The organism is Burkholderia sp. AU19243 (assembly GCF_018148075.1).
In the GTDB taxonomy this organism is placed as follows: Bacteria; Pseudomonadota; Gammaproteobacteria; order Burkholderiales; family Burkholderiaceae; genus Burkholderia; species Burkholderia latens_A.
Window position 1 is genome coordinate 366,048 of record NZ_JAGSTV010000001.1, and the last position, 20,760, is coordinate 386,807.

At 67.3% G+C, this 20,760-nt stretch carries 17 protein-coding genes; 12 read left to right on the plus strand and 5 right to left on the minus strand.

What is annotated here, in order from left to right:
• Positions 1 to 505 precede the first annotated feature (505 nt).
• The 3 genes from KDW55_RS01815 (at position 506) to KDW55_RS01825 (ending at position 3,119) form a co-directional block, all read left to right on the plus strand.
• Complete coding sequence (locus KDW55_RS01815; RefSeq protein WP_040143789.1) at positions 506 to 1,570, plus strand: glycosyltransferase family 4 protein; 1,065 nt, start codon at positions 506 to 508, stop codon at positions 1,568 to 1,570.
• Positions 1,571 to 1,806: 236 nt separating this feature from the next.
• The gene (locus KDW55_RS01820) at positions 1,807 to 2,619 is read left to right on the plus strand and encodes a hypothetical protein (RefSeq protein ID WP_212159859.1); all 813 of its coding nucleotides are present in this window, start codon (positions 1,807 to 1,809) and stop codon (positions 2,617 to 2,619) included.
• A gap of 35 nt (positions 2,620 to 2,654) precedes the next feature.
• Positions 2,655 to 3,119, plus strand: a complete 465-nt coding sequence (locus KDW55_RS01825) for a DUF2214 family protein (RefSeq protein ID WP_040143791.1) — start codon at positions 2,655 to 2,657, stop codon at positions 3,117 to 3,119.
• A gap of 72 nt (positions 3,120 to 3,191) precedes the next feature.
• Here the strand turns inward: KDW55_RS01825 and gudD are convergent, their stop codons facing one another.
• Positions 3,192 to 4,544, minus strand: coding sequence for a glucarate dehydratase (gudD, locus tag KDW55_RS01830; RefSeq protein ID WP_040143792.1), 1,353 nt, complete (start codon positions 4,542 to 4,544; stop codon positions 3,192 to 3,194).
• A 419-nt stretch (positions 4,545 to 4,963) separates the two neighbouring features.
• On the opposite strand from gudD, the gene KDW55_RS01835 reads away from it, so the two are divergent.
• A complete protein-coding gene (locus KDW55_RS01835) occupies positions 4,964 to 5,725 on the plus strand; it encodes a FadR/GntR family transcriptional regulator (RefSeq protein WP_040143793.1) in 762 nt (253 codons plus the stop codon).
• Between the two features lie 267 nt (positions 5,726 to 5,992).
• Here the strand turns inward: KDW55_RS01835 and KDW55_RS01840 are convergent, their stop codons facing one another.
• The 3 genes from KDW55_RS01840 to pdxY form a co-directional block, all read right to left on the minus strand.
• Positions 5,993 to 7,141, minus strand: coding sequence for a branched-chain amino acid ABC transporter substrate-binding protein (locus KDW55_RS01840; RefSeq protein WP_040143794.1), 1,149 nt, complete (start codon positions 7,139 to 7,141; stop codon positions 5,993 to 5,995).
• A gap of 356 nt (positions 7,142 to 7,497) precedes the next feature.
• Complete coding sequence (locus KDW55_RS01845) at positions 7,498 to 9,651, minus strand: phospholipase C, phosphocholine-specific (RefSeq protein WP_069241144.1); 2,154 nt, start codon at positions 9,649 to 9,651, stop codon at positions 7,498 to 7,500.
• A gap of 324 nt (positions 9,652 to 9,975) precedes the next feature.
• On the minus strand, positions 9,976 to 10,836 hold the full coding sequence (pdxY, locus tag KDW55_RS01850) for a pyridoxal kinase PdxY (protein WP_040143796.1): 861 nt from the start codon (positions 10,834 to 10,836) through the stop codon (positions 9,976 to 9,978).
• Positions 10,837 to 11,007: 171 nt separating this feature from the next.
• Between pdxY and KDW55_RS01855 the strand changes: the two genes are divergently transcribed.
• Complete coding sequence (locus KDW55_RS01855; protein WP_069241145.1) at positions 11,008 to 12,063, plus strand: alpha/beta hydrolase; 1,056 nt, start codon at positions 11,008 to 11,010, stop codon at positions 12,061 to 12,063.
• A 25-nt stretch (positions 12,064 to 12,088) separates the two neighbouring features.
• On the opposite strand, the gene KDW55_RS01860 is transcribed toward KDW55_RS01855, so the two are convergent.
• A complete protein-coding gene (locus KDW55_RS01860; protein ID WP_040143798.1) occupies positions 12,089 to 13,087 on the minus strand; it encodes an LLM class flavin-dependent oxidoreductase in 999 nt (332 codons plus the stop codon).
• 635 nt (positions 13,088 to 13,722) lie between these two features.
• On the opposite strand from KDW55_RS01860, the gene hpnI reads away from it, so the two are divergent.
• The 7 genes from hpnI (at position 13,723) to KDW55_RS01895 (ending at position 20,758) form a co-directional block, all read left to right on the plus strand.
• Positions 13,723 to 14,898, plus strand: coding sequence for a bacteriohopanetetrol glucosamine biosynthesis glycosyltransferase HpnI (gene hpnI / locus KDW55_RS01865; protein ID WP_040143799.1), 1,176 nt, complete (start codon positions 13,723 to 13,725; stop codon positions 14,896 to 14,898).
• Between the two features lie 172 nt (positions 14,899 to 15,070).
• On the plus strand, positions 15,071 to 16,513 hold the full coding sequence (hpnJ, locus tag KDW55_RS01870; RefSeq protein WP_306427094.1) for a hopanoid biosynthesis associated radical SAM protein HpnJ: 1,443 nt from the start codon (positions 15,071 to 15,073) through the stop codon (positions 16,511 to 16,513).
• 3 nt (positions 16,514 to 16,516) lie between these two features.
• Complete coding sequence (gene hpnK / locus KDW55_RS01875) at positions 16,517 to 17,401, plus strand: hopanoid biosynthesis-associated protein HpnK (RefSeq protein WP_212159861.1); 885 nt, start codon at positions 16,517 to 16,519, stop codon at positions 17,399 to 17,401.
• Entirely contained in the window at positions 17,398 to 18,441 is a 1,044-nt protein-coding gene (locus KDW55_RS01880; protein WP_040143802.1) for a lysylphosphatidylglycerol synthase domain-containing protein, read from the plus strand. Before hpnK ends, KDW55_RS01880 begins: the two co-directional genes overlap by 4 nt.
• A 96-nt stretch (positions 18,442 to 18,537) precedes the next feature.
• A complete protein-coding gene (locus tag KDW55_RS01885; RefSeq protein WP_059543748.1) occupies positions 18,538 to 19,092 on the plus strand; it encodes a hypothetical protein in 555 nt (184 codons plus the stop codon).
• A 266-nt stretch (positions 19,093 to 19,358) separates the two neighbouring features.
• Positions 19,359 to 20,048, plus strand: a complete 690-nt coding sequence (gene hisQ / locus KDW55_RS01890) for a histidine ABC transporter permease HisQ (protein ID WP_040143804.1) — start codon at positions 19,359 to 19,361, stop codon at positions 20,046 to 20,048.
• Positions 20,045 to 20,758 (plus strand): ABC transporter permease, encoded by a 714-nt coding sequence (locus tag KDW55_RS01895; RefSeq protein ID WP_040143805.1) that lies wholly within the window; start codon positions 20,045 to 20,047, stop codon positions 20,756 to 20,758. The genes hisQ and KDW55_RS01895 overlap by 4 nt, the downstream gene beginning before the upstream one ends.
• Positions 20,759 to 20,760: the final 2 nt, after the last annotated feature.

Below are 20,760 nucleotides of genomic sequence, written 5' to 3' on the forward strand. Positions count from 1 at the left end.
CCGGACTGAACAATCCGGCATTGTAAACAACGCCGTGCATTGCGCTGCGCGAATCTTGCCTGGATCAGGCCGGTGCGCGGACAATTTTGAGATAAAATCCGGCATCCCGTCCTGCCGCATGCGCCGGAATCGCGATGCCGGCGGCGACGAGATGACAAGGAACGCCAAAAGGGCCTTCCACTCTAGAACGGACGCCCGAGTCCGCGGGTTGCAAAGTGTTGCACCTTTGTAACAAAGTAAAGTGTTTGAAATGTCGCGCGCCGTATCGGGATTAACCCTAGATAATCGGCTCCGGGTTCGATTCCAGGTTTTTACGAACCCCTGTCAACGGGTCTTCGTTTCAAACGTTCTATGCCTGTCGCGTCGCCGACGCTCCTTGAGCAGCGCGGGTTTCGACGCTCCTGGCAGGTAATTCGTCCGATCATCGGACGAGTCCATCCGGCCCGGACCGGCGGCAGGTTGCCGACCCATACCTGGTTTTTAGCCGATTTTTTAGGAGTTACGCATGCGAATCGCCCAAATCGCTCCGTTGCATGAAGCGGTTCCCCCGAAGCTTTACGGCGGGACCGAGCGAGTGGTGTCCTATCTGACCGAAGCGCTCGTCGAGATGGGGCATGACGTCACGCTCTTCGCGAGCGGCGATTCGCAAACGTCCGCGAAGCTCGAAGCGTGCTGGCCGCAGGCGCTGCGCCTCGACCCGACGATCCGCGACGTGATGGCCCCGCACATGCTGCTCCTCGAGCAGGTGCGCCGCCGCGCGGAAGAGTTCGACGTGCTGCACTGCCACATCGACTACTATCCGTTCTCGCTGTTCTCGCGCCAGCCGGTTCCGCATCTGACGACGATGCACGGCCGTCTCGACCTGCCGGAACTGCAGCCGATCTTCAATGCGTTCAGCGACGTGCCGGTCGTGTCGATCTCCGACAACCAGCGCATCCCGCTGCCGCAGGCGAACTGGCTGTCGACCGTCTATCACGGCTTGCCGGAGAACCTGCTGACGCCGATCCCGAACGTTAAGCCGAGCTACCTCGCGTTCCTCGGCCGCATCTCGCCGGAAAAGCGCGTCGACACCGCGATCCGTATCGCCGAGCAGGCGGGCATGCCGATCAAGATCGCCGCGAAGCTCGACAAGGCCGATCGCGCTTACTACGAAGAAAAGATCAAGCCGCTGTTCGCGCTGCCGCACGTCGAGTACATCGGTGAGATCAGCGAGTCGGAAAAGACCGAATTCCTGGGCAACGCGCACGCGCTGCTGTTCCCGATCGACTGGCCGGAGCCGTTCGGCCTGGTGATGATCGAGGCGATGGCGTGCGGCACGCCGGTGATCGCGTTCAAGCGCGGCTCGGTGCCGGAAGTGATCGAGAACGGCGTGTCGGGCTTCGTCGTCGAAGACGAACTGTCGGCCGTCGCGGCGCTCAAGCGCCTCGATACGCTGCCGCGCGAGAAGGTCCGCGCTGCATTCGAAGCACGCTTCTCGTCGAAGGTCATGGCGCAGAACTACGTGAAGGTCTACGAGGAACTGCTGCGCCAGAAGCGCCGCACCGTGCTGCGCGAAGTCAACGCAGGCTGACGCCGGGCCGCCGGCCGCATTGCGGCCGAGGCCGTCATCGACGCCCCGTCCGGGTACCCGGCGGGGCGTTGTCACATCTGCGGCGCCGATCTGTTGTATTCTCGCCGCGCCCGGCGCCGCGAACGGCCGCGGAAGCGGTCCGCCGCGCGATCCGGGCGTCTGTCCAGACGGTAATGTCCCTATAATGGCCGTGCCGTGAAATCCGGCCCCGCACGATCATCGAGAGGAGAGCAGTCTTGGCGAGAACGAAAACCACGCGTGCAGCGCCGGCCCCCGGTGCCGGCGTGATCTTCGCATTGCGCGCGATCGGTCTCGTGCTGTTCGCGCGCTGGCTGTTCTCGATGTCGCAAATGGGTTATCGCGCGTCGCTGTCGGCGATGGTGTCGTCGCCGTGGGCGTTCGTCTATCTGGTCCTGATCTTCCTGCTGCTCGCGCTGCCGGGCGCCGCTGCGCGTGCCGAACGGCCGTTCCATCCGCTGCCCCAGTGGCTGCGGCAGGCGCTGCGCGTACTCGCGCTGATCGGTTTCCTGTTCGCCGTGTGGTCGATCGGCGCATTCGTGTGGGCAGCCGGCTGGCGTCGCGCACTGCACGCGGTGACGGCCACCAACGGCTGGCTCGTCGCCGCCCCCGCACTGTATGGGGCAATCGTATGGATGTGCCGCCCGCGGTCGCTGTGGCGCACCAACGTGGCCGCCCGCCGGTTCGCGGTCGGCCGTTACGCGATTTCGCTCGATACGCTCACGCGCACCGCGATCGTGTGGATGGAAAGCCGCAAGGTCGGCCAGTACGACGCACGCGAATTATCGGTGCGCTGGCCCGGCCAGGCGGCCCCGGCTGGCGGCGGGCAGGGCGAGCCCGTCGCGCAGCCGGCCGCTGCCTTGCCGCCGCGACGCGGCAGCCTGTTCCGGCGCCCGAAGGTGGAACTGCTGTGGGATTCTCCCGCCGCCGTCGGCCATAACCGGCAGATCGTGATGCGCACGCCGCTCGCAACCGAGGGCGATCGCGTCGCGGTGCTCGCGCTCGACGCGGCGCTCAAGCAGATCGTCTGATTTCGCCTGCGTGGCGCAGGCAACGAGGAGGCGCAATGATCGTCCGTTGGTTGCTTGCGGCCGTGCATTTGATGGCGTTCGGCGTCGCGTTCGCGGCGATCGCGGGGCGTAATCGTGCGCTGCGCCGGGTCATCGCATCGGCACAGGCCGCCGACCTGCCCGGCGTGTTCAAGGCCGACGCAGTGTGGGGGCTGTCTGCACTGGTCCTGATCGCGACGGGGCTCACGCGCGCATTCGGCGGTTTCGAGAAAGGCTCGGCGTATTACCTTCACGAGCCGCTCTTTCACGTGAAGATGACCGCTCTGGTGCTGATCCTGCTGCTCGAAATTGTGCCGATGCTCGGGCTGATCCGTTGGCGCATCGACGCCCGCAAGCAGCAGATGCCCGATCTCGGCCGTGCGCGAACCTACGTACGGATCGGCCACTGGCAGGCACTGCTCGTGATGGTCATCGTGTTCGCCGCGTCGGGGATGGCGCGGGGCATCGGGCTGGCCGGGTAGCGGCCGACGCGTAGGCAAGCGCTCCACATCGGCCGCCGACCGCGCGGATTCGCCGCCCCGCGCGTGCCGCGCTCAGCGCACGAGACACGGGCGCTTGTTGTTGAACGTCCACCCCGGAATCAGATACTGCATCGCCGCCGCGTCGTCGCGCGCGCCGAGCCCGTGCTGCTTGTACAACTCGTGCGCACGCGCGACCGCATCCATGTCGATGTCGATGCCGAGACCCGGCCGCTTCGGCACCTCCACAAGCCCGTTCTCGATCTTCAGCGGCTCGCGCGTCAGGCGTTCGCCGTCCTGCCAGATCCAGTGCGTGTCGATGGCCGTGACCTGGCCGGGCGCCGCAGCGGCGACATGCGTGAACATCGCGAGCGATACGTCGAAGTGATTGTTCGAATGCGAGCCCCACGTGAGGCCCCAGTCGCGGCACATCTGCGCGACGCGCACCGAGCCCTGCATCGTCCAGAAGTGGGGGTCGGCGAGCGGGATGTCGACGGCCTGCAACTGCACCGCGTGGCCCATCTGGCGCCAGTCGGTCGCGATCATATTGGTCGCCGTCGGCAGCCCGGTCGCGCGGCGGAACTCGGCCATCACCTCGCGGCCCGAGTAGCCGTTTTCCGCGCCGCACGGATCTTCCGCATACGCGAGCACGTGGTGCAGGTCGCGGCACAGCCGCACGGCCTCGTCGAGCGACCATGCGCCGTTCGGGTCGAGCGTCACGCGGGCATTGGGGAAGCGCTCGGCGAGCGCCGTCACCGCCTCGACCTCGCGCGCGCCTTCGAACACGCCGCCTTTCAGCTTGAAATCGTTGAATCCGTAGCGCGCATGCGCGGCTTCCGCGAGTCGCACGACCTGCTCGGGCGTCAGCGCGGCTTCGTCGCGCACGCGAGTCCAGTCGTCGGTCGCGCCGCGGCCGTCGCGATACGGCAGCGCCGTCCGGGTGCGATCGCCGACGTAGAACAGGTAGCCGAGCATCTCGACGCGCTCGCGCTGCTGCCCCTCGCCGAGCAGCGCAGCCACGGGCACGCCGAGATGCTGGCCGAGCAAGTCGAGCAACGCGGCTTCGAGCGCGGTGACCGCATGGATCGTGGTGCGCAGGTCGAACGTTTGCAGCCCGCGCCCGCTCGCGTCGCGATCGGCGAACGTGCGCCGCACGTCGTTGAGCACCGCATGGTAATTGCCGACAGGCTGGCCGACGACGAGCGCACGCGCGTCGTCGAGCGTGCGGCGGATGCTTTCGCCGCCCGGCACTTCGCCGACGCCGGTCCGGCCCGCGCTGTCCTTGAGGATGACGAGGTTGCGGGTAAAGAACGGGCCGTGTGCGCCGCTCAGGTTGAGCAGCATGCTGTCGTGGCCGGCGACCGGAATGGCTTGCAGGTCGACGATGCGCGGCGTGTCGTGGGAAGGCGAGGCAGTGACGGCGTTCATGGCGGCGATGGCGAAAGAGTGGGCGATGCCGTGCGGCAAAAGCTTTGCCGCGCGCGGCGGGAGGTGCGATCATTCGACAACCGACGTGCGCGGCGCGCTAGCCCAGCAGGTCGACAGCAATCCGCAGGGGGGCGACCCAGCTCGACGCCGGTGTCGCGGTGGCCCGGAGCAAGCGCGTACGCGCATTTCGGTCGACCGCGAAACCGGGTACCGGCTCGCGTGCTGAAGCGCGTGAGCGGGCCGATCGCGACTACGGGACCCGGTGCGTACAGCGTGTGTGCCGAGGTCGACAGGAGATCCGTGTCGAGATCATCAGTCGTCGGATGACTTGTGACGCAGTATAATGAATCATCGGCGTTCGCTCAAACCCCGCGTAAACCCTCGGCTCACATTACGATCATTCGAAAGGAACCGGCCTCATGTCCGTGCCCACGCTTCCCGCAGCGCCGCGCCGTCGCGCACGCAGCCTCGCACAAGATGTCGTCGACGCGCTGACCGCGCAGATCGAAAACGGCACGCTGCGTCCCGGCGACAAGCTGCCGACCGAAACCGAAGTCATGGCGGCGCAGGGCGTCAGCCGCACGGTCGTGCGCGAAGCGATCTCGCGTATGCAGGCGAGCGGCCTCATCGAGACGCGCCACGGCATCGGCAGCTTCGTGCTCGAGCCGTCGCGCCGCCAGACGCTCGGCATCGATCCCGCGACCATCACGACGCTGCGCGACGTGCTCGCAGTGCTCGAATTGCGGATCAGCCTCGAAAGCGAATGCGCGAGCCTCGCCGCGCAGCGCGCGAACGACACCGATCTGGCCGCGCTGCGGCGCGCGCTCGACGCGATCGCGTCGGGGGCCGGCGGCGGCCGCGACACCGCGCAGCTCGACTTCCAGTTCCACCTGCAGATCGCGCAGTCCACCGGCAACCGCTATTTCGTCGACATCATGACGCAGCTCGGCGCATCGATCATCCCCCGCACGCGGGTGAACTCGGCGCGCTTCGCCGGTGACGATCTCGAACGCTACGTCGGCCGGCTGAATCACGAGCACGAGGACATCTACGAGGCGATTGCGCGTCACGACCCGGAAGCCGCACGCGCCGCGATGCGCACGCATCTGACCAACAGCCGCGAGCGGCTGCGCCGCGCGCACGAGGCCGCCGAAGCGGAGCGCGACACGCAGGCCAGCTGAGCGCGAGGGCGACTTGCCCGAAGAGCGGTTGATCGGAAGATCGATTGGCCGGAGGGTAGCCCTGTGGGCACGCCCCGGGGCACGCGCATCGCGTCGAGAGCGTGCCAGCCATAACATCAGTCATCGTATGAGATTGGCGCGGCCTGCCGCCGGCCATGGGTCGCGCGCAGCACGCACGTTCGCGGGTCATACGGGCGCAGGCGGACGGTGTTCGCACCGCCGCCCGCGCCGACAGGCCCGGCTACCCGGGCCGCCGGCTCGTCGCAATCAGCCTCCCTTCGTCACGATCGTCTTCCACGCGCCGTTCTTCACCTGGTACAGCGTGGACATCCCGCTCTTGAGCGAGCCGTCGTTCGCGAACGAGATGCGGCCGGTGACGCCTTCGAAGTCGATCTTCTTCAACGCCGGGCGATAGACCTTCGGATCGGTCGAATTGGCGGCCTGCATCGCCTTGATCGCGGCCCACGCGGCGTCGTAGCCGAACTGTGCGTACGACAGCACGTCGACACCGAAGCGCTTCTTGAAACGCTGCTCGAAATCCTTGCCCTGCGGCAGCTCGTCGAGCGGGCGCCCGTATTCCCACGCCATCGCGCCTTCCGCGGCCGGGCCGGCGATCTTGATGAACTCGTTGTCCTTCACGCCGCCGCCGCCGACGAACTGCGCGTTCAGCCCGAGCTGGCGCATCTGCTTGATGAAGTTCGCGGCGAGCGAATCGAGGCCGCCGAAGAAGATCAGGTCGGGGTTCTTGCCCTTCAGGCTCGTGATCTGCGCGCGGAAGTCGACCGCCTGGTTGCTGGTGAACTCGCGGCCGATGATGTTGCCGCCGGCCGCCTTCACGGCCTTCTCGAACTCGTCCGCCTCGCCCTGGCCGAACGCGGTGCGATCGTCGATGATCGCGATGCGCTTGGCCTTGGTCACATCGACCGCGTACTTGCCTGCATTGCCCGCGTTCTGGCCGTCGGTCGCGATCACCATGAACATGTTCGCAAGCCCGCGCGACGTGAGCGTCGGGTTCGTGGCGGCCGGGTCGATGACCGGAATGCCGGCCTTGTCGTAGACCACCGACGCCGGAATCGTCGTGCCGGAATTGAAGTGGCCGACCACCACCGACACGTTTTGATCGACGAGCGCCTGCGCGGCCTGCACGCCGATCCGCGGGTCGGCCTGATCGTCCTGCACGACGAGGTTGAAGTGCGCGGGTTTGCCGGCGATCTGCACCTTCTGCGCGACGGCATCGTCGAGCGCGAGCTGCACGCCGTTCTGCAGATCCTTGCCGTAACCGGCATTCACGCCGGTGAGGGGCGCCGCGAAGCCGACTTTCACGTCGGTCGCGTCGGCGGCCTGCGCGGCCTGTTGCGAGAGGAGGGCTACTGCGGATACGACCGATACCGACAACAGGGAATGACGGAATTTCATGTTCGTTCCTCTTGTTCTACACCAGCGGGTGGGTACCGCACGCGGCCGGCGGGCCGGACACGTGCGACGGGCGGGCGGTTCGACCGCTTCTCTTAATCGGGCGGGGAGCTCGGCATGCTGATGATTCCCGGAACGTTCTCCCGTCAGGCTCTGCGAGGAGCCCCGATCGCCTCGATATATAGGTCGCCGATATGCACGGGTCTTGGCAATTTGCCGCGCATTCGATGCGGATTTGCGCATAGCTTCCGCGTGTGCACGGGCGGCCGGTATCGGGAGTTTCCCGTCACGAACGGACGGGAGCGGGTGCGGGGCGGGCGGCGCGGCCTTGCAGGAGGCCGCGCCGCCGTGCGCCGTCGTCAGTCGGACAGCGCGTCCGACGCGGCGTCGGCCGCTTCGGGAGCGCCGTGCGATGCGCTCGTGCGGATGGCAGGGTCGCTGGTGCTCGGGCGGCCTGTCTCGACGTGGCCCGCGAAGCGACGCAAGAAGCCGAGGAGGCTGCCGTCGCTGACGGTCAGGTCGTACCAGCCGTGGCTGCCGCGCAGATCCCAGTAATCGTCGACGTGCGCGCCCGGCGCAAGCTCGAACGTGCGCGCGCCGCCGTGGCCGTACGCATTCGTCACCTTGAGCCGCACGGCCTTGTGGCCGCGGTTCATCAGGCGCAGCGTGATGTTGCCGTTCGCGACGTCATAGCCGTAGATCACCTCGGGGTTCGTGTTCGCGCTGCCGGCGCCCGTCGCGAACGGGCCGCGGAAGTGACAGTAGAAGCCGTTCGGTCCGTACACGTCGAGATCGTACAGTCCGAGCGACGCGGCGGCGCTCCACGTGTCGGCGATCCGCTTGCCGGCTTCGACCGTGTACGTCCACGGGCCGTCGGCGCGGTTGCGCGACTGCACCTGGAACGCGGCACCCGCACGGCCGGTGTTCGCGAAGGCGAGGCGGAACTGGCCGTTCGCGGCTTCGACGCGGCCGTGCACGAACAGCTCGTACGGCAGCGCGCGCGCCGGACGCAGCCCCGGTTCCTGTTTCGGCAGTTGCTGCGCGACGGGCGGCACCGGAATGTAGTCCGGGTGGCGCAGACGATCGGGCGGCGCGTAGCCGCTCGTGTCGGGCAGGGTCGGCCATGCCGCGTCGGCAGTCGTGAAGTCGAACGCCGAGGTCAGGTCGCCGCATACTGCGCGTCGCCACGGCGACACGTTGGCGGCCGTCACCGGATACTGCGCACCGAAGCGCGCTTCGATGAATTGCAGCAGCGACGTGTGATCGAAGGTCTGCGAGCAGACCCAGCCGCCCTTGGTCCACGGCGAAACGACGAGCATCGGCACGCGCGGCCCGAGGCCGTACGGGCCGGCCATGTGCGACGCGTCGCCGCCGAATACCTCGTTGGTCGTCGCGACCGTCGACAGCCCGTTGTCGCGCGACTGCGGCGCGAACGGCGGCGGCACATGATCGAAGAAGCCGTCGTTCTCGTCGTAGGTGATGAAGAGCGCGGTCTTGCTCCACACGTCCGGATTCGACACGAGCACCTTCAGCACCTGCTCGATGTACCACGCGCCGTAGTTGGCCGGCCAGTTCGGATGCTCCGAATACGCTTCCGGCGCGCAGATCCACGACACCTGCGGCAGCGTCCCGTTCTTCACGTCCTGCTGCAGCACGTCGAACAGCGTGCCGCCGGCGCTGATGTTGGTGCCGGTGCGCGCCTTGTCGTACAGCGGCGTGCCGGGCAGTGCGGTGCGGTACTGGTTGAAGTAGAGCAGCGCATTGTCGCCGTAGTTGCCGATGTACGGGTTCTGCGTCCAGCCCCACGAGCCGTTCGCGTCGAGGCCGGTGCCGACGTCCTGGTAGATCTTCCACGACACGCCGGCCTGCTCGAGCACTTCCGGATAGGTCGTCCAGCCGTAGCCCTTTTCCTCGTTGCCGAGCACCGGGCCGCCGCCCGTGCCGTCGTTGCCGACGTAGCCGGTCCACATGTAGTAGCGGTTCGGGTCGGTCGAGCTCGGGATCGCGCAGTGGTACGCGTCGCAGATCGTGAACGCGTCGGCGAGCTGATAGTGGAACGGAATGTCGTCGCGCTTCAGGTACGCCATCGTCGTGGTGCCCTTGTTCGGCACCCACTGGTCGTAGCGGCCCTTGTTCCATGCGGCATGCATGTCCTGCCAGCCGTGCGGGAGATCTTGCAGGAACTGCATGCCGAGCTTGTCGGCGCCCGGGTGGAACGGCAGCAGCTCGGCCGGGCCGACCGGCTGATGGAACACCGACTTGCCGTTCGCGAGGCGCAGCGGGCGCGGGTCGCCGAAGCCGCGGACACCGCGCATCGTGCCGAAGTAATGGTCGAACGAGCGGTTCTCCTGCATCAGGATCACGATGTGTTCGATATCGCGGATCGTGCCGGTACGGCGGTTCGCGGGAATGGCGAGCGCATCGCGGATCACGGGCGGAAACAGATTCAGCGCGGCGGCGCCGGCGGTGCCGGCGGCGACGCGCAGGAAGTCACGACGGTTCGATCGGGTCATGGTCGTTATCGTGCATAAAGGGGGAGCCAGTTGGCGGGACATGCGCAAAAAAGCGGGCGCGCCCGGATCGCAGGATGCGGCTGCGACGGTCGTGCCGACGCGAGCATAGCCGGGATTCGGTGTCATTCCCGTGAAGTCCGGAAACGTTTGCACGCGCGCCGGATTGCACGCGGCCGGCCATGCGCCGACGAAGGCGCCGCGGCGGGCGAGCCTGGCCGGTACGCACGCGGCGGGCGGCGGAGCGCACGCCGGAAGAACGGAGAGCGGCGGGAAGGGCGGGAGGCTGAGAAGGGCGGCAGCGGTGACGATCGCGACGCGCGTGCGTCACGCGTCGGTCACCCAGGCGCCGAACCATTCGCTCGGCCGCGCGATTTCGTCCTGCGCGGCGACGAGTTCGAGCTCGTAGCGACGCGCGTCGTAGGTCGCCTTCACGACCGCGTGCACGGCCGCGAGCGTGTGCTCGAACGCCCCGCGCACCGAGTCGCCGCGCAGCCGGCAAGCGACGAAGATCGCGCTGGTGAGGTCGCCGACCCCGACCGGATGGCGCGGGAACGCATACAGCGGGCGCTGGCCGATCCACGCTTCGGTTTCGGTGACGGCGAGCATGTTGAAGCGATCGGCCGGGCTGTTGCGGTCGTGCAGGTGCTTGACGAGGATGATCCGGGGGCCGCGGCGGATCAGCGCGCGGCACGCGTCGACCGCTTCGGCGACGGTCTCGATGCGCCGCCCGGCGAGCTTCTGCAGCTCGGTGTGGTTCGGCGACATGCCGTCGGCGAGCGCCGGCATTTCCTGGACGATGAATTCCTCGACGCCGGGTTCGGGCCGGATGCCGCCCGTCTGTCCCATCGCCGGATCGCAGAAGTACCATGCGTTCGGGTTCATCGCCTTCACCGCGCGCACGATTTCGACCGTCGCGCGCGCCTGCGCGGGCGAGCCGACGAAGCCGGACAGCACCGCATCGCAGCGCTTGAGCGCGCCGATCGCCGCGACGCCGTCGACGAGCTGCTCCATCTTCGCGGCATCGATCGCGCTGCCGGCCCAGTGGCCGTACTGCATGTGATTCGATAGCTGGACCGTGTTGAGCGGCCAGACGTTGACGCCGAGGCGCTGCATCGGGAACACGGCCGCGCTATTGCCCACGTGGCCGTAGATGACGTGCGACTGAATGCTGAGGACGTTTTTCATGGAGATCCGCCTGCAGGCGTTTCAGGGTCACGTCACACGATACCCGAGATCGTCGCGCGCGCGAAAGTCGTGCGACGGCCGACTGTTGCGCGCCGTCGTCAGCGCGACCGCGTAGAATCGCGGGGCGCGAGGCCCGTGTGCCCGTATGCGTTTCCCCTTACCGTGATCGCCATGCCTTCGATTTGCAAGATGTTGTCCCTGGCCCGCGCCGCCGTGCTCGGCGCGGGTGTCGCCGCTGCGTGCGCGACATCGGCCGCCGTCCCGGCGCCCGCCGGCAACGACGGCCCCGCGTACGGCCCGCGCCTGGAAGGCTTCGCCTATCCGCAGCCCGAGCATCGCTACGCGTTCGTGTCGCAGCGCGAAACGCTCGAGATGGTCTACCTCGACGTGCAGCCGGCGCACCCGAACGGCCGCACGGTCGTGCTGCTGCACGGGAAGAACTTCTGCGCGGCGACCTGGGAGGACACGATCGGCGTGCTGAGCCGTGCCGGCTACCGCGTGGTCGCGCCGGACCAGATCGGCTTCTGCAAATCGTCGAAGCCCGAGCGCTACCAGTACAGCTTTCAGCAACTGGCGCGCAACACGCACGCGCTGCTCGAATCGATCGGCGTGAAGTCGGCGACGCTCGTTGGCCATTCGACGGGCGGGATGCTCGCGATGCGCTACGCGTTGATGTATCCGAAGGCGACCGACCAGCTCGTGCTGGTGAACCCGATCGGGCTGGAGGACTGGAAGGCGCTCGGCGTGCCGCCGCTGTCCGTCGACTATTGGTATGCACGCGAGCTGAAGACCAGCGCCGACGGCATCCGCCGCTACGAGCAGGCGACCTATTACGCGGGCAAATGGGCGCCGTCGTACGAACGCTGGGTGCAGATGCTCGCCGGCATGTACCGCGGCCCGGGCCGCGACGCGGTCGCGTGGAACTCCGCGTTGCTCTACGACATGATCTTCACGCAACCGGTGGTCTACGAGCTCGGCGCGATCCGCGTGCCGACGCTGCTGCTGATCGGCGACAAGGACACGACCGCGATCGGCAAGGATGCCGCGCCGCCCGACGTGCACGCGAAGCTCGGCCATTACCCGGAACTCGCGAAGCGCACGCAGGCGGCGATCCCCGGCGCGCAGCTCGTCGAATTCCCGGCGCTCGGACACGCGCCGCAAATCCAGGATCCCGATACGTTCCACAAGGCGCTACTCGACGGAATGAGCGCCGTACATCCGCAGTGATGCCGCGGCCCGCGCGCGCGCCGGCTCAGTGCGATTCGTTGGCGAGCTCGTCGCGGATTTGTGCGGCCAGTTCGAACGAGCGCACGCGCGCCGCGTGATCGTAGATCTGCGCGGTGATGATCAGCTCGTCCGCGCCTGTCTGCGCGATCCGGTCGCGCAGCTTGTCGCGCACCGTGTCGCGCGAGCCGACGGCCGCGAACGACAGCGCGTGCGCGACGTTCGCCAGTTCGAATTCGCTTGCCTCCAGCACGTCGACGGGCGGCGGCAGCTTGCCCGGCGTGCCGCGGCGCAGGTTGATGAACTGCTGCTGCAGCGACGTGAACAGGCGCCGCGCGTCGTCGTCGGTATCGGCTGCGAACACGTTGACGCCGACCATCGCATGCGGCTTCGGCCACGCGGCCGACGGCCGGTATTGCGCGCGGTAGAGCTCGAGCGCGCGCATCAGGTAGTCGGGCGCGAAGTGCGACGCGAACGCGAACGGCAACCCCAGCATCGCGGCCAGCTGCGCGCTGAAGAGGCTCGAACCGAGGAGCCACACCGGCACGTCGAGCCCCGCGCCGGGCACCGCGCGCACGCGCTGGCCAGGCACCGGTTCGGCGAAGTAGCGCTGCAATTCCGCCACGTCGTCCGGGAACGAATCGGCGCTGCCGATCAGATCGCGGCGCAACGCACGCGACGTGGTCTGGTCGGTGCCGGGCGCACGGCCGAGCCCGAGGTCGATGCGCCCCGGATACAGCGACGCGAGCGTGCCGAACTGCTCGGCGATGACGAGCGGCGCGTGGTTCGGCAGCATGATCCCGCCCGAGCCGACGCGGATCGTCTTCGTCGCGCCCGCGACGTGGCCGATCACCACCGCGGTGGCCGCGCTCGCGATGCCCGGCATGTTGTGATGCTCGGCGAGCCAGTAGCGCCGATAGCCGAGGCGCTCCGCATGCTGTGCAAGGTCGACGGTGTTGCGGAACGCCTGCGCGGCGTCGGCGCCGGCGGGGATGGGGGCAAGATCGAGTACGGAGAACGGAATCATCGGGTGCCTTCGAAAGGGAGGGGCGCGGTGATGCGAATGCGCAACAGATACCGACGATTTTGCCAAAGGGTTCCCGAACGCGCTGGCGACGCGCAGATACCCATGCGCCTTTCAGGGATGCAAGGCTCGCCCTTTCGATCGTTGCAAAAATCGATTCAATCGACGAACAATTACCGATGTTTACGGCGATTGCGCACGTCTTCGCATCGACATACAAATTTGCACGAAACGTTTGATTTTGAAGACTGCAATACGCCTGCAAAGGGCTTACGCTAACGTGAACGCGGTTGCACCAGAATGGTTCGCCGGCCTGGCAGCTTTGCCGAAATCGCACCAGTCCGTTTCACGCGGCGCTGCGCGCGGGCAGGCGCGGACTGCTAAAATCCGGCGCTTGCCCATGCTGTGCCGATGGTCGCCATTCGAATCTTCCCGCATCCCGTCCGGGCAGCGCGTGAGGATGTGCCACGCGAATCCGGGCATGGTCGCTTCGGCGAATGAGCCATGCCTCCCTACACAGACGCTGCTGGAACAAGGAGTCGGGTCGTGCCCGCGTTCGTTGCTGTCGGAATTTCCCATCACGTTCAATCCGGTTCGAGCGATCGGCATGGCGCCCGCGTCGCCGGGAGGCATCGCGCATGACGCCGACCGTCACGCTGCTCGACTGGCTGCTGATCGCGTTCACGCTCGCCGCCGCCGGCTATGCGCTCGTCGCGGCGTTCGCGCCGCCCCCGCGCACGCCCCGCACCGCCGCGCGCGACGGCTTCGCGCCGGTCAGCGTGCTCAAGCCGCTGTGCGGCGCGGAGCCGCATCTGTATGAGAACCTCGCGACGTTCTGCGAGCAGCGCCACCCGCGCCATGAAGTGCTGTTCGGCGTCGCGTCGGCGTCCGATCCGGCGATCGCGGTCGTCGAGCGGCTGCGCGCCGACTATCCGGACTGCGACATCACGCTTGTGATCGACGCGCGTGTGCACGGCAAGAACCTGAAGGTCAGCAACCTGATCAATCTCGCCGAACGCGCGAAGTACGACCGCATCGTGATCGCGGACAGCGACATCGCGGTGAAGCCCGACTATCTGGAGCGTGTGACGGCGCCGCTCGCGGACGCGTCGGTCGGCGTCGTCACGTGCCTGTATCATGCGCGCAGCGTCGGCGGCTTCTGGACGCGGATCGGCGCGCAGTTCGTCGACGCATGGTTCGCGCCGTCGGTGCGAATCGCGCACCTCGGCCGCTCGAGCCGCTTCGGCTTCGGCGCGACGCTCGCGCTGACGCGCGACACGCTCGACCGGATCGGCGGCTTGCTCGCGCTGAAGGACGAACTGGCCGACGATTTCTGGCTGGCCGAGCTGCCGCGCCGTCTCGGCCGCCGCACGGTGCTGTCCGAGGTCGAGGTCGCGACCGACGTGATCGAGCCGTCGTTCGGGCCGCTGTGGCACCGCGAGACACGCTGGCTGCGCACGATCCGTTCGCTGAATCCGGCGGGCTTCGCGTTCCTGTTCATCACGTTTACCGCGCCGTGGCTCGCCGTCGGCGCGGCGCTCGCGCTGCGCCTGGACGGCACCGTCGCCGGCACGCTCGCGGGCGGCGCGGCCGTCGTGGGCGCGTTCGGCCGCGTCGTGCTGCATGCGCGCGGCGAGGACGGCTGGCGCGCATTTTGGCGCGACCTGCCGCTCATCGCGGTGCGCGACACGCTGCTCGCGCTGGAATGGCTAGCTGCCGCGTTCGGCACGCACGTCGTGTGGCGCGGCGCGCGGATGACGGTCGTCGGCGGCGAGCGCGCGGCGGCGGCGGTGGAAGGCGCGGACGGCCGCTAGCGCACCGGCGCGCGAACCACGAGGAATCGGGACGAGCCGGTTCCGCGACGAATCCGGCCCGCGGGCCGAGACGCGCCGCGCGGCATCGCCGCGCGACGCGACATGACAGAGAGGCGGGCGCCGGCACGGCGGCCCGCGGTTGATTGACTGAATCGTTGAAACGAATCGAACTATGCAGGCTACCGGAGCATTCATGAAAACGCTGTTCTTGCAGGCCCCTTCGTATGACGGCTTCGACGGCGGAGCCGGCTCGCGCTATCAGGCGAAGCGCGAAATCCGTTCCTTCTGGTACCCGACGTGGCTCGCACAGCCGGCCGCGCTCGTGCCGGGCAGCCGCGTCGTCGATGCGCCGGCCGACGGGCTGTCGGTCGAGGAAACGCTGAAGATCGCCAACGACTACGACCTCGTGATCATCCACACGAGCACGCCGTCGTTCCCGACCGACGCGATGTTCGCGCAGGACCTCAAGAAGATGAAGCCGTCGATGCTGGTCGGCATGGTGGGCGCGAAGGTGATGGTCGATCCGCACAACTCGCTGACCGCGAGCGACGCGATCGACTTCGTGTGCCGCGAGGAATTCGACTACACCTGCAAGGAACTCGCGGAAGGCAAGCCGTTCGCGGAGATCAAGGGTTTGAGCTGGCGTGCGAAGGACGGCTCGATCGAGCACAACGAAGCGCGTCCGATCCTCGAGAACATGGACGAGCTGCCGTTCGTTGCGCCCGTCTACAAGCGCGATCTGAAGATCGACAACTACTTCATCGGCTACCTGAACTATCCGTACGTGTCGATCTACACGGGGCGCGGCTGCAAGTCGCGCTGCACGTTCTGCCTGTGGCCGCAGACGGTCAGCGGCCATCGCTACCGCACCCGCTCGGTCGAGAACGTGCTCGCGGAAGCGAAGTGGATCCGCGACAACATGCCGGAAGTGAAGGAGCTGATGTTCGATGACGACACCTTCACCGACGATCTGCCGCGCGCCGAAGCCATCGCCATTGGTCTGGGCAAGCTCGGCATGACCTGGTCGTGCAACGCGAAGGCGAACGTGCCGTACAAGACGCTGAAGGTGATGAAGGAAAACGGCCTGCGCCTGCTGCTGGTCGGCTTCGAATCCGGCGACGACCAGATCCTCGTGAACATCAAGAAGGGCGTGCGCACCGATTTCGCGCGCCGCTTCAGCGCGGACTGCAAGAAGCTCGGCATCAAGATCCACGGCACGTTCATCCTCGGCTTGCCGGGCGAAACGAAGGAAACGATCAAGAAGACGATCGAGTACGCGAAGGAAATCAATCCGCACACGATCCAGGTATCGCTCGCCGCGCCGTATCCGGGCACGACGCTCTACAAGCAGGCCGTTGAAAACGGCTGGATGGAAGAGAACAAGACCATCAACCTGGTGAGCAAGGAGGGCGTGCAGCTCGCGGCGATCGGCTATGCGCACCTGTCGCGCGACGAGATCTATCACCATCTCGAACAGTTCTATCGGGAGTTCTACTTCCGTCCGTCGAAGATCTGGGAGATCGTTCGCGAGATGCTGACGAGCTGGGACATGATGAAGCGCCGGCTGCGCGAAGGCGTCGAGTTCTTCCGCTTCCTGCGCGCGCACGAGGCCTGATTCGTGGCGACGCAGCGGGCGGCGCGGGCGCTGATCTTCACCGCGGACGACTTCGGGCTGCATCCGCGCGTCAACGCGGCGGTCGAGCGCGCGCATCGCGACGGCGTGCTGAACGCCGCGAGCCTGATGGTCGGCGCGCCCGCGGCGCAGGATGCGATCGAACGTGCGAGGCGGCTGCCGTCGCTCGCGGTCGGTCTGCATCTGGTGCTCGCGGACGGGCCGGCCACCCTGCCTGCGCATGAGATCCCCGCGCTCGTCGGCGCCGACGGGCGCTTCGGCGACGCGATGGCGAAGGATGGCTGCCGCTTTTTCTTCCTGCCGCACGTGCGTGCGCAACTGCGCCGCGAGATCCGCGCGCAGTTCGACGCGTTCGCGGCGAGCGGGCTGCCGCTCGACCACGTGAACGCGCACAAGCATTTCCATCTGCATCCGACCGTGCTGTCGATGATCATCGAGATCGGCCGCGACTACGGGCTGCGCGCGGTGCGGTTGCCTTACGAAGCGAGCGCGCCCGCGCTGCTCAAGCCGTGGATCGCGCTCGTGCGCGCGCGGCTCGACCGCGCGGGGCTCGCCCACAACGACTACGTGATCGGTATCGAGCATACGGGCGCGATGGACGAGGCCGTGCTGCTCGACGCGCTCGCCGCGCTGCCGGATGGCGTCGGCGAGATCTACTGTCATCCGGCCGAGGCCGGCGATGGCCCGATCACACCGACGATGGCCGATTACCGTCCGGTCGACGAGCTCGACGCGTTGCTGTCGCCGCGCGTCGCGGCCGCGCTGAAGGCGGCGGGCGTGGCGACCGGCGGGTTCGCGGACGTATTCGGCGAGCGCGGGGCGCCGCGCGGCGTGCGCCCGTCGCGCGAACCGGGGGCGCAGCCGTCATGACGAAGTGGATCAAATGGCTCGGCTGGCCGATCGGCATCGGGATCCTGCTCGCGCTCGGCCTGCACGAAGGCATCGGCGACGTGACGCAGATGCTCGAGCGCGCCGGCTTCGCGTTGCTGTGGCTCGTACCGTTCCACGCGCTGCCGCTGCTGCTCGACGCCTATGCGTGGCACCAGCTGCTCGACCGCCGCGCGTCGCTGTCGTTCCTGTGGTGGATCGCGACCGTGCGCGAGGCCGTGAACCGGCTGCTGCCGGTGGTCGGCATCGGCGGCGAGCTGGTCGGGATCCGGATGGCGCGGTGGCAGGTGCCCGACGCGAGCCGCGTGACCGCATCGGTGATCGTCGAGGTGTTGGTGACGATCGTCGTCCAGTATGCGTTTGCGGCGCTCGGCCTCGTGCTGCTGCTCGCGACCACGCATGACATGGGCGGCGGCACGATCGGCATCGCGCTGCTGCTGACGCTGCCGTTGCCGGTGCTCGGCGTCGTGCTGATGCGTCGCGGCGGGATCTTCCATGCGATCGAGCGGTTCGCGGGGCGTCTGCTCGGCGATTCGCACCGGTTGCTGCAAGGCGTCGACGGTAGACGGCTCGATGCCGACATCGATGCGCTGATGTCGCGCACCGCGTTGCTGTTCAGCGCGTTCTTCTGGCAGCTGGCCGGCTACGTGCTCGGCGCGCTCGAAATCTACTGGGCGCTCGCGCTGCTCGGCCATCCGGTGTCGATCGGCGGCGCAATCGCGATCGAGGCGATGACGCAGGCCGTGCGGCACGCTGCGTTCATGGTGCCGGGCGGCCTCGGCGTGCAGGAGGCGACCGTCGTGCTGCTCGCGCAGATGTTTGGCGTCGATCGCGACACGGCGCTGTCGCTCGCGCTGGTCAAGCGCGGCCGCGAGGTGCTGTTCGGATGCGCGGCGCTCGGTTCGTGGCAGCTGGCCGAGCTCGTGCGCACGCGCCGCCGGATCCGCACGGCGCCGGCCGCGTCGGACGCACGCCGCGCGGCGAGCCGCGACGCCGACAAGCAGGCCGAAACGACGCATTGAGCGCGGCACGGGCCGTGCGGTCCCGCAGTCCTTCTCGCGCTTTCGGCGCGGCGCGGGTATCCTTGCCGCGTGTTTTCTCGACGCGCATTTCTTCCGATGATTTTTCGTTTCCGGCTGTTTCCCGTGACGATGCTGGCCGCCGCGCTGGCGCTGACCGGCTGCGACGATCAAGGCCATCTCGACGTGCAACGCATCAAGGACTTCTTCACCGCGATCAAGCCCGCGCCGCTGCTCCTGAAAGGGCTGAAGGCCGGCGTTTCGACCGAGGCCGACGTGCGCGGCACGATGGGCAAACCCGAGACCGAGCGCACCTTCACCGACGGCTCCAAGCGCCTCGAGTACCCGCGCGGCCCGATGGGCAACCAGACCTGGTTCGTCGATCTCGACGCGAGCGGCCACTACATGGGCGCGACGCAGGTGCTGACCGCCGAGAACTTCGCGAAAGTGACGCCGGGAATGAACGAGGACGAGGTGCGGCGCCTGCTCGGCAAGCCGGGCGACATCGCGCAGTACCCGCTGAAGCCCGAGACCGTGTGGAGCTGGCGCTGGCTCGAGGACGGCGTGAACACCGACGCGTTCTTCAACGTCCATTTCGGCCCGGACGGGCTTGTCTATACGACTTCGCGCTCCGACATCCTGAAAGGGCGCTAAACCGGCGTTCGGCGCTATATCGAAAAAGCGACCGGAAAATTGCAAAAAACCCGCTTCCCGGCGTGTCATCGGACTGTCAGGAAGCGGGTTTTTTCCTTTTGAAACAGCAGCGTAGGCCGCGCACGGAAATGATGCGACGAATTGTTGCGACGCAGCATCCGGACGTGCGGTGATTTGAGGCAAACAATTTCGCTTGCGACTATCCGCGTCAGCCCGGCGCCGGACAGTCATGCGCGCCGGTGTTCCTTTCAACACTGGAGACGCGCGTGTTCCTTTACGGCTTTGGTCCCGTCCTGTGGGCCGGCACCGTGCAGACCATCGAGCTGTCGTTGCTGTCGCTCGCCACTGCGGTGGCGCTGGGGCTGATCGGCGCGGTGGCGAAGCTGTCGCACAACCGGGTGCTGCGAGCGATCGCGACCGGTTATACGACACTGATCCGCTCGGTGCCCGATCTCGTCCTGATGCTGCTGTTGTTCTACAGCATCCAGATCTGGCTGAACCAGCTCACCGACGTCGTCGGCTGGGACCAGATCGACATCGATCCGTTCGTCGCCGGTGTGCTCACGCTCGGCTTCATCTACGGCGCGTATTTCACCGAGACGTTCCGCGGCGCGTTCCTGTCGGTGCCGCGCGGGCAGCTGGAGGCCGGCGCGGCGTACGGGATGAGCGGGATGCGCGTGTTCGTGCGGATCATGTTTCCGCAGATGATGCGTTTCGCGCTGCCGGGCATCGGCAACAACTGGCAGGTGCTCGTGAAAGCGACCGCGCTGGTGTCGATCATCGGCCTCGCGGACGTCGTGAAGGCCGCGCAGGATGCGGGCAAGAGCACGTTCAACATGTTCTTCTTCATTCTCGTCGCGGCGCTGATCTACCTCGCGATCACGACCGTTTCCAACCTCGTGCTGATCCAGCTCGAGAAGCGTTATTCCATGGGCGTGCGGCACGCAGAACTATGATCGAGATCCTCCAGGAATTCGGCAAGGCGTTCCTTTACTGGGACGGCCAGCGCCTGTCCGGCCTTGCGGTGACGCTGTGGCTGCTCGTTGCGTCGATTTCGCTCGGCTTCGTGTGCGCGGTGCCGCTCGCGGTCGCGCGCGTGTCGAAGAAGAAATGGCTGTCGATGCCGGTGCGGTTCTATACGTACGTGTTCCGCGGCACGCCGCTCTACGTGCAATTGCTGCTGATGTACACGGGCATGTACAGCCTCGAGTTCGTGCGGTCGCACTCGCTGCTCGACGCGTTCTTCCGCAGCGGCTTCAACTGCGCGATTCTCGCGTTCGCGTTGAACACGTGCGCGTACACGACCGAGATCTTCGCGGGTGCGATTCGCGCGATTCCGCACGGCGAGGTCGAGGCCGCGCGGGCGTACGGGATGTCGCCGTTCACGATGTACCGCCGCGTGATCCTGCCGTCGGCGCTGCGCCGCGCGCTGCCGCTGTACAGCAACGAGGTGATCCTGATGCTGCACGCGACCACCGTCGCGTTTACGGCGACCGTGCCCGACGTGCTGAAGGTCGCGCGTGATGCCAATTCCGCGACCTACATGGCGTTCCAGTCGTTCGGAATCGCCGCGCTGATCTATCTTGCGGTATCTTTCGCACTCGTCGCGGCATTTCGCCGGGCGGAGCGCCACTGGCTCGCGTATCTCGCGGCCGGCCGTCATTGATT

Bases quoted from the DNA above. Each gene is read 5' to 3' on its own strand.
- KDW55_RS01815 (WP_040143789.1), top strand. From the start codon at position 506: ATGCGAATCGCCCAAATCGCTCCGTTGCATGAAGCGGTTCCCCCGAAG.
- KDW55_RS01825 (WP_040143791.1), top strand. From the start codon at position 2,655: ATGATCGTCCGTTGGTTGCTTGCGGCCGTGCATTTGATGGCGTTCGGC.
- gudD (WP_040143792.1), bottom strand. From the start codon at position 4,544: ATGAACGCCGTCACTGCCTCGCCTTCCCACGACACGCCGCGCATCGTC.
- KDW55_RS01835 (WP_040143793.1), top strand. From the start codon at position 4,964: ATGTCCGTGCCCACGCTTCCCGCAGCGCCGCGCCGTCGCGCACGCAGC.
- KDW55_RS01840 (WP_040143794.1), bottom strand. From the start codon at position 7,141: ATGAAATTCCGTCATTCCCTGTTGTCGGTATCGGTCGTATCCGCAGTA.
- KDW55_RS01845 (WP_069241144.1), bottom strand. From the start codon at position 9,651: ATGACCCGATCGAACCGTCGTGACTTCCTGCGCGTCGCCGCCGGCACC.
- pdxY (WP_040143796.1), bottom strand. From the start codon at position 10,836: ATGAAAAACGTCCTCAGCATTCAGTCGCACGTCATCTACGGCCACGTG.
- KDW55_RS01855 (WP_069241145.1), top strand. From the start codon at position 11,008: ATGCCTTCGATTTGCAAGATGTTGTCCCTGGCCCGCGCCGCCGTGCTC.
- KDW55_RS01860 (WP_040143798.1), bottom strand. From the start codon at position 13,087: ATGATTCCGTTCTCCGTACTCGATCTTGCCCCCATCCCCGCCGGCGCC.
- hpnI (WP_040143799.1), top strand. From the start codon at position 13,723: ATGACGCCGACCGTCACGCTGCTCGACTGGCTGCTGATCGCGTTCACG.
- hpnJ (WP_306427094.1), top strand. From the start codon at position 15,071: ATGCAGGCTACCGGAGCATTCATGAAAACGCTGTTCTTGCAGGCCCCT.
- KDW55_RS01880 (WP_040143802.1), top strand. From the start codon at position 17,398: ATGACGAAGTGGATCAAATGGCTCGGCTGGCCGATCGGCATCGGGATC.
- KDW55_RS01885 (WP_059543748.1), top strand. From the start codon at position 18,538: ATGATTTTTCGTTTCCGGCTGTTTCCCGTGACGATGCTGGCCGCCGCG.
- KDW55_RS01895 (WP_040143805.1), top strand. From the start codon at position 20,045: ATGATCGAGATCCTCCAGGAATTCGGCAAGGCGTTCCTTTACTGGGAC.